Below are 2,586 nucleotides of genomic sequence, written 5' to 3'. Positions count from 1 at the left end.
TGCGCGTTTCGCGGCATCGTGAGCACGGATTTCAGCGCATCGTGAGCAACGATTTCAGAGGATCGTGAGCAGCGATTTCAGGCGATCGTGAGCAACGTTTGGCGGTGCCGGACGCTTCGACCGACAACTCAACCGGGCTACGGAGTCTTCATTCAACCAATGAGGAAGCCTGATGCCTACCGAGAGATTGTCGATGCGCCGGATCCGAGAAGTTCTACGTTTGAGGCACCAGGGCCTGACCGAGCGCGTCATCGCGCGGACGTTGGGAGTGAGCAATGGGGTCGTACACGGTTATGTGCGTCGCGCCCGCCTTGCGGGGCTGACCTGGCCGCTGCCGGAGGGCCTGGACGACGAGAGCCTTGAACTGCTGCTGTTTCCGGCGCCGACGACAGCCTCGCAAGGCGACCGGCGCCCGACACCGGATTGGGCTTATGTCGAGAAGGAGCTGCGCCGCCGCAGCGTGACGCGCCTGCTGTTGTGGGAAGAGTATCGCGCCGCCAATCCGGACGGCTTTGGCTATACCTGGTTTTGCACGACGTTCGAGGCCTGGAAGCAGCGGGCCCGGCCAAGCATGCGTCAGACCCACGCCGGTGGGGAGAAGGTATTCGTCGATTTCGCCGGCGACACCATCGATATCTTCGATCCCATCACCGGCGAAGTGCGCGCCATGAAGCTGTTCGTCGCGGCGATGGGGGCCTCGAACTATACCTACGCCGAGGCCTGCCCCAGCGAGAGCCTGTCCGACTGGATCGGCGTGCATGCCAGCCTGTTCAGGTACCTCGGCGGCGTGCCGAAGTTCGTGGTCTGCGATAATCTCAAGGCCGCCGTGACCAACCCCGATCGCTACGATCCCGGGATCAACCGCACCTATGCTGAGATGGCCGGCCATTACGGCACCGCGATCCTGGCGGCCCGCCCGAGGCGACCAAAGGACAAGGCCAAAGTTGAGGTCGCAGTCCAGATCGCCCAGCGCTGGGTCCTGGCCCGCCTGCGCAACCAGCGCTTCTTTTCCTTGGCGGAGCTCAATACCGCCATCCGCGGGCTCGTCGTCGAACTCAACGCCCGCCAGATGCGCGGCTTCGGCTCTAGCCGGACCGAACTGTTCGCCGAGATTGATCGCCCCAAGTTGAGAGAACTGCCGGACCAGCCCTACGTCTTTGCGCGATGGAAGCGTTGCCGTGTCGCCCCAGATTATCACGTCGAGATCGACGGCCATTGGTATTCCACCCCTTACCGCCTGATCCGTGAACTCGTCGATGTCCGTATCGCCGACAAGACCGTCGAGGTCTTCCACAAGGGACAGAGGATCGCCAGCCACGCCCGTGCGCCCAACCGGCGCGGCCACACCACGATTGCCGATCATATGCCCAGCGCCCACCGCCGCTACGGCAAATGGACGCCGGGAGGGCTGATCGCCGCCGGCGAGAAGATTGGTCCATCGACCGCGGCGTTCTTCCAGGTCGTCATCGAAGCCCGGCCGCACCCCGAGCAAGGCTTTCGCACCTGCCTCGGTATCCTGTCGCTGGCCAAGAGCTACGACAATGCGCGCGTCGATGCCGCCTGCCGACGCGGCATCCTCATCAAGGCTCGCTCCGTCGCCTCGATCCGTTCGATCCTCAAGAGCGGCCTCGATCGCGCTTTCCTCGACGAGACGTCCGACCACCAGCCCCTGCGCCACGGCAACATCCGCGGTCAGGGCTATTTCCACTGAACCAGGGAGACTCCAATGCTGACACACCCCACCCATGAACGGCTGATCACGCTTGGCCTGACCGGAATGGCCAAAGCCTTCGAGGAGCAGCGACGATCACCGGACCTCGACGCCCTGCCGTTCGAGGAGCGCGTCGGGCTTCTCGTCGACCGCGAAGCCGCCGAGCGCGACACCAAACGTCTCACGACCCGCCTCAAGTTCGCCGCGCTACGCCAGAGCGCATGCGTGGAAGACGTCGATTTGCGCACGCCACGCGGCATCGACCGCAGCATCTTCGCCAGACTCGTCGGCGGCGAGTGGATCGACCGCAACGAGAACCTGCTCATCACAGGGGCAACCGGGCTCGGCAAAAGCTGGATTGCCTGCGCCCTCGGCCAAAAGGCCTGCCGCGACAATCGTTCGGTCCAGTATCACCGCGTCCCGCGCCTGTTCGAAGCGCTCGCCCTGGCTCGCGGCGACGGCCGATATGGCCGGCTGCTCAAAACCATCGGCCGCATTCAACTTCTGATTCTCGATGATTGGGGCCTGTCAGTTCTAAATCCGCCCGAACGGCGCGACCTTCTGGAGATCCTCGATGATCGCCACGGTCGCGCCTCCACAATCGTCACCAGTCAGGTCCCTGTTGAACATTGGCACGACGTTATCGGCGACCCAACCCTCGGCGACGCCATCCTGGATCGCCTCGTTCACAACGCTCACCGTCTGCAACTCTCCGGAGAAAGCATGCGAAAGCAGAACGCCCGCAATCAAACTCTTGACGCCAACTCAAACCCCTGAACCAATCACCCATGTCGGTCAAAGCCGCTGCTCATCATCGCGCGAAACAGCTGCTCACGATCGCCTGAAATCGCCGCTCACCATCGCCGAAATACGCA

At 63.3% G+C, this 2,586-nt stretch carries 2 protein-coding genes; both read left to right on the top strand.

The annotated features are described in order from the left end of the window. Positions 1-172: 172 nt before the first annotated feature. The gene (gene istA / locus QCM77_RS45640; RefSeq protein WP_247295734.1) at positions 173-1,711 is read left to right on the top strand and encodes an IS21 family transposase; all 1,539 of its coding nucleotides are present in this window, start codon (positions 173-175) and stop codon (positions 1,709-1,711) included. A 15-nt stretch (positions 1,712-1,726) separates the two neighbouring features. Then, positions 1,727-2,488, top strand: coding sequence for an IS21-like element helper ATPase IstB (istB, locus tag QCM77_RS45635; protein ID WP_280097105.1), 762 nt, complete (start codon positions 1,727-1,729; stop codon positions 2,486-2,488). Positions 2,489-2,586: the final 98 nt, after the last annotated feature.

The organism is Bradyrhizobium nivariense, from assembly GCF_029846695.2.
GTDB lineage: Bacteria > Pseudomonadota > Alphaproteobacteria > Rhizobiales > Xanthobacteraceae > Bradyrhizobium.
This window is presented reverse-complemented; position numbering and strand designations above follow the sequence as displayed.